Below are 4,677 nucleotides of genomic sequence, written 5' to 3'. Positions count from 1 at the left end.
GTCCCGCCGGATCTGCATCGCTATCGCGATTTTGATCCGGCCTACTCAAGTTTCTGTAGGCCGGATCGCAGCGGAGCGAAGATCCGGCATCGCGGCGGCAACGAATTCGCCGTCACTCTCGCATCCCGCCGGATCTGCATCGCTATCGCGATTTTGATCCGGCCTACGTTAAATCGGCTGCAACGCGTCGCTGTAAGCTCCGCCGATGCTCAACGCGATACGCAAGATCAAAAAGACCAAGACGCCCATCGTGCCAAGCCACACGATTCCGGTAGCAAGTCCTGCCAACGTGCCGACCGCTCGCTTGGCTTTCTCGTCATACTCTTGAGCAAGCATGTCGATGGATTCGGCGTCGGTTCCTGAGAGTTCGGAAATCTCGACTCGCGTGATAAATTCGTCGGGAAACAGCCGCGTTACCTTTAAGGCTCCCGAGAGTGATTCGCCGGCAAGAATCGCGTCTTCTGCATCCTTGCCGACACTCTTGTAGTAATCGCTGTCGGTGCTTTCGAGTGCGAGATAAATCGATCGAATGGGGTCGAGTCCCGCATCCAAACTGAGCGACAACGTCCAACAAAATCGCGACAATGTGATCGTCTGCAGTGCGGGTCCAAACACGGGAATCATGTACAGCAGCGGGATCAAATTTTGGACCCCACCAACGTTTCGCATGAACGCCCAAATTGCCAACCCGACCAATACCGCGAAAACAAACAAGTAGCTCCAAAGCTTCAAAACGCCGGGGGTGCCCACCAGTCCAAACCCAAGCATGTCGGCCATGTTGAATTGGCCCATTAACCAGATGAACAGCGACACCACTAAGACGGCCAAAATCAACTGAATCCCAGGCCACGCGAGCGAGCTCATGAATTTCTGACGCAGCGCGAGACGGTGTTTGTAGTGCTCGGCCAGCGACAGCAGGGCACGCTCAAGTCGCCCGGTGGCTTCGCCGACCCGGACCATCGAGATCAACAGCGGCGGAAAAAACGGTTCCTCTCGTTTCATCGATTCACTCAGCAGCTCGCCCTGCTTGGCCGCCTCGCGGATCGACACCATCGCCGCACGTTGCCGTGGCGGTCCATACCCCGCCTCGCTTTGCAGCATTGCTAGCAAATCGGCCCCCGCCTTGATGCCGGTTCCAAATCGATAGCAAAAGCCAGAGGCAGCGGACAGCTTCATTCGGCGGGAAAACACAGGGCAACGGCCTCACAGAATCGCAGCGAGTCAACACAATCAAATCATGACTGCCTATTGTGCCGTGTCATGAGCCTGAAAAGTAGCCAACGACCCGATTTCGGCGGCTGACAGCGAAAAAAGACTCTTTTTTTTGCGAGGTGATCCCCGCACCTCAGCAGCAGTCATTCCGTATATTAGCCGCTTTGGCGCTAGCCACGGTTCCGACATTCAACCGGGGCTAGTGGGCTGTTGATCTAATGAGCCGCTCGCGCGTCAGCGGCCGGGTTCTACGCATTACCCGGTGCCTTACGGCACTCGGCTCACCGATGCGATTTTCATTTCGATTAAATCAACAGACTGCTAGCGCCCCAAACGTCTAACGGGATTTCACCCAATGATTCCTGCTTTACAACCGCTGGCGATCAGGCGGCTGGATTCATTGATTGACGTGATTTCCGCAACCGCTGCTGGTACTCGGACATCGATTCTTCGAGTTGGCGAAGCTGTTCGGCCGCGGTTTGGGCCAGATCGATGAAGATGGTTTTCCGCTTGCCGATCATGCACCACGACGGTTCTTGGCCATCGAGCAATTCAGTGCGGACGTGGAACCCCAAGTCGCGAGCTTGTTGAGTGCGACGACGCAGCCGCTGGACCACGTTTTCGTCAGCCATTTTTGAATCACTTGCCTGATTTCGCATTGGTCGATCCATGACACAGTACAACAGTGGCGGGGCAATAAATTTCGGGCTAATGAAGATAGTTTGCCTAGTCGGAATCCTTTCGCAGCCGAATCGGCACCGAATTGTCACGGCGAACAGGTCGACTCGGCGAGCATGGCAAACTATGCAGGTACGATCATACGAGGTGTAGCGGATCGAAGGGCTTCGACGATAGATCATTTACAGTCGCTGTCGCCTCGGTATCGTCTGATTCACCGCCGCGGCTGTGACGATGAACCTGCCGCACTCGCTCGCATGAAACCGTATCGCTATGTCATCATCTCCTCTGCCATCTCGCAACGACGCTCAAGCGGAAATCCAGTACCTTCGTGCCGAGATGCGGAAACTGCAAAGCCTCGCATCACTCGGGGAATTGATGAGCACCGCGACTCATGAATTCAACAACGTGTTGATGACGGTGATCAATTACTCGAAATTGGGCATTCGCAATCGCGACGACGCCAGCCGCGATAAGGCACTGACCAAAATCCTCGAGGCATCCGAACGAGCCGCCAAGATCACCAACACGATTTTGGCGCAAGCTCGCAACCGCAGCGAATCGATGGAGCCGACGGACTTGGTCGGAATCATTAACGACTCGTTGGTGCTACTCGAACGCGAGATGCGAAAGTACCGCATTAGCATCGAAACTGAAATTGATGCTTCGACCCCCAAGGCATTTGCCAGCGGCAATCAGATTCAACGCGTTCTACTGAACCTGTTGATCAACGCCCGGCAAGCGATGCCCGAAGGAGGTACGATCCTGATCAAACTTGCCCGATCGACTCAGGACGATTGGGTGGAGCTGACAATCCGTGACAGCGGCTGCGGAATCCCCAAAACCGAATTGCCTCACATTTTTGATTCGTTCTTCACGACGAAATCGGGGCCGGACGAATCAGGAAAAGGTGGCACCGGATTGGGACTCGCCGCCTGCAAAGAAATCATCGACACCCACAAAGGTCGCATCCGAGTGGAAAGCACGGTGGGTCGCGGAACAGCGTTTGTGATTCGGCTGCCCATCGCCAACGGCCAACAAGCCGCCGCCTAAACGTGGGATCAAGTTGCGAAACTCGCCAAGAGTTTCGGTCACTTTTACTAAGCTTTCGCGACGCCCCACACCACAATCGGAACGACAAACGAGAACAGGATCATGTTTGGACCGAGTTACATCACCGACATTCGCGACGGGCAACCTCAGTTGCGTACATGGCGATGTGGCCGGATCGTGATGCAAGGTGGGCGGTTTGTCAAAGTCCAGCGGCGGCTGGTCGCGGGCAGCGTGTCGGTGGCCCAAGTGTGGTGGCAATCCAAATACGGGCGAATGAACGATGATATCTGCTGGCTCGATTATCATCAGCCCTTTGGCATGCCCGGCTTTTTGACACTCGACTACATTCGCTCGGGCCAACGAGCAGGCTACAAAACCTTTATTGGCGCCATCCGCGTGCTCGAAGAAATTGCCCGCATTCGCAACGCCGCAGCGATCGTCGCCCATGTGACCAACGGCGCCATCAGCGATCGCTTGTTGGAGCGAAACGGATGGCAGCGGCATCTACAAGATTGGTCCGGCCGACACTGGATCCGTCGTTTCTATGACGGTTACCCTGAATCGGCTCTGCCACGTTACATCGCGTAGCGAAATCAGTCTTCGTCGCGGATTTTTGCGAGGACCGAATAGTCCTCGAGTGTCGACGTATCGCCGCCGATCTCGTTGCCCGATGCGATATCACGCAGCAAGCGGCGCATGATCTTGCCACTTCGTGTTTTCGGAAGCGACGCCGTGAACCGCAGATCATCGGGCTGGGCCAGCGCACCAATCTGTTTGCGAACGTGTTGCTTCAATTCCGTCCGCAACGCTTCGTCTGGTTCGCGATCACGGATCGTGACAAACGCCGCGATTGCTTGTCCCTTGATGTCATCCGGACGCCCCACGACTGCTGCTTCACAGACCGCATCGTGGCTGACCAACGCACTTTCGACTTCGATCGTGCTGAGCCGGTGTCCGGAAACATTAATCACATCATCGATGCGTCCCATGATCCAGTAGTAGCCGTCTTTGTCACGGCGAGCGTTATCGCCGGTCAGATATTTTCCGGGAACCATCGACCAATATTGTTCGGCATAACGGTCTTCGTCACCCCAGATGCCTCGCAGCATCCCTGGCCACGGCTTGGCGACACACAGCATACCACCGTGATGATCGTCGACCTCGTTGCCGGTCTCGTCGACAATCGCAGGAACAACGCCAGGCAGCGGAGTTGTACAAGATCCTGGTTTGGTGGCCGTGATCCCTGGCAGCGGACTCATCATGATGCCGCCCGTTTCAGTTTGCCACCACGTATCGACGATGGGACAACGCTCGCCGCCGATCTTTTTGTGGTACCACATCCATGCTTCGGGATTGATTCCTTCGCCGACGCTTCCCAACAATCGCAAACTCGATAGATCATGCTTATCGACATGCTCGTCGCCCCACTTGATGAACGCACGGATTGCGGTTGGAGCGGTGTATAAGATCGTGACCTTGTACTTTTCCACCAGATCCCAAAAGCGATCTTCAGCGGGAAAGTTGGGTGCGCCTTCATACATCAAACAGGTGGCCCCTGCGGACAAAGGACCATAGACGATATAGGTGTGACCGGTGATCCAGCCACAATCGGCGGTGCACCAATAGACATCGTCCTCGCGATGATCAAACCCCACTGGAACGTTCGCTTGGCCCACAAATTACTAACCCGCCGTCGTGTGCCGAATTCCCTTCGGTTTTCCGGTGCTGCCGGAG

The 4,677-nt window shown here is 55.6% G+C and carries 4 protein-coding genes and 1 pseudogene; 2 read left to right on the top strand and 3 right to left on the bottom strand.

The features are described 5' to 3' along the window. Positions 1–168: 168 nt before the first annotated feature. Both RMSM_RS18840 and RMSM_RS18835 read right to left on the bottom strand, forming a co-directional pair. Positions 169–1,176, bottom strand: coding sequence for a type II secretion system F family protein (locus tag RMSM_RS18840; RefSeq protein WP_008699730.1), 1,008 nt, complete (start codon positions 1,174–1,176; stop codon positions 169–171). 419 nt (positions 1,177–1,595) lie between these two features. Then, on the bottom strand, positions 1,596–1,844 hold the full coding sequence (locus tag RMSM_RS18835) for a hypothetical protein (protein ID WP_144057773.1): 249 nt from the start codon (positions 1,842–1,844) through the stop codon (positions 1,596–1,598). Positions 1,845–2,163: 319 nt separating this feature from the next. Here RMSM_RS18835 and RMSM_RS18830 point away from each other — a divergent pair, with 319 nt between their 5' ends. Beyond that, on the top strand, positions 2,164–2,943 hold the full coding sequence (locus tag RMSM_RS18830) for a sensor histidine kinase (RefSeq protein WP_008699728.1): 780 nt from the start codon (positions 2,164–2,166) through the stop codon (positions 2,941–2,943). A gap of 102 nt (positions 2,944–3,045) precedes the next feature. After that, positions 3,046–3,531, top strand: a complete 486-nt coding sequence (locus tag RMSM_RS18825) for a hypothetical protein (protein WP_008699727.1) — start codon at positions 3,046–3,048, stop codon at positions 3,529–3,531. 5 nt (positions 3,532–3,536) lie between these two features. Here RMSM_RS18825 and RMSM_RS18820 read toward each other — a convergent pair. Further along, positions 3,537–4,677 (bottom strand): annotated as a pseudogene (locus RMSM_RS18820) (acetate--CoA ligase); the annotation flags it as partial.

Origin of the sequence: Rhodopirellula maiorica SM1 (assembly GCF_000346295.1) — a bacterium.
GTDB lineage: Bacteria > Planctomycetota > Planctomycetia > Pirellulales > Pirellulaceae > Novipirellula > Novipirellula maiorica.
This window is presented reverse-complemented; position numbering and strand designations above follow the sequence as displayed.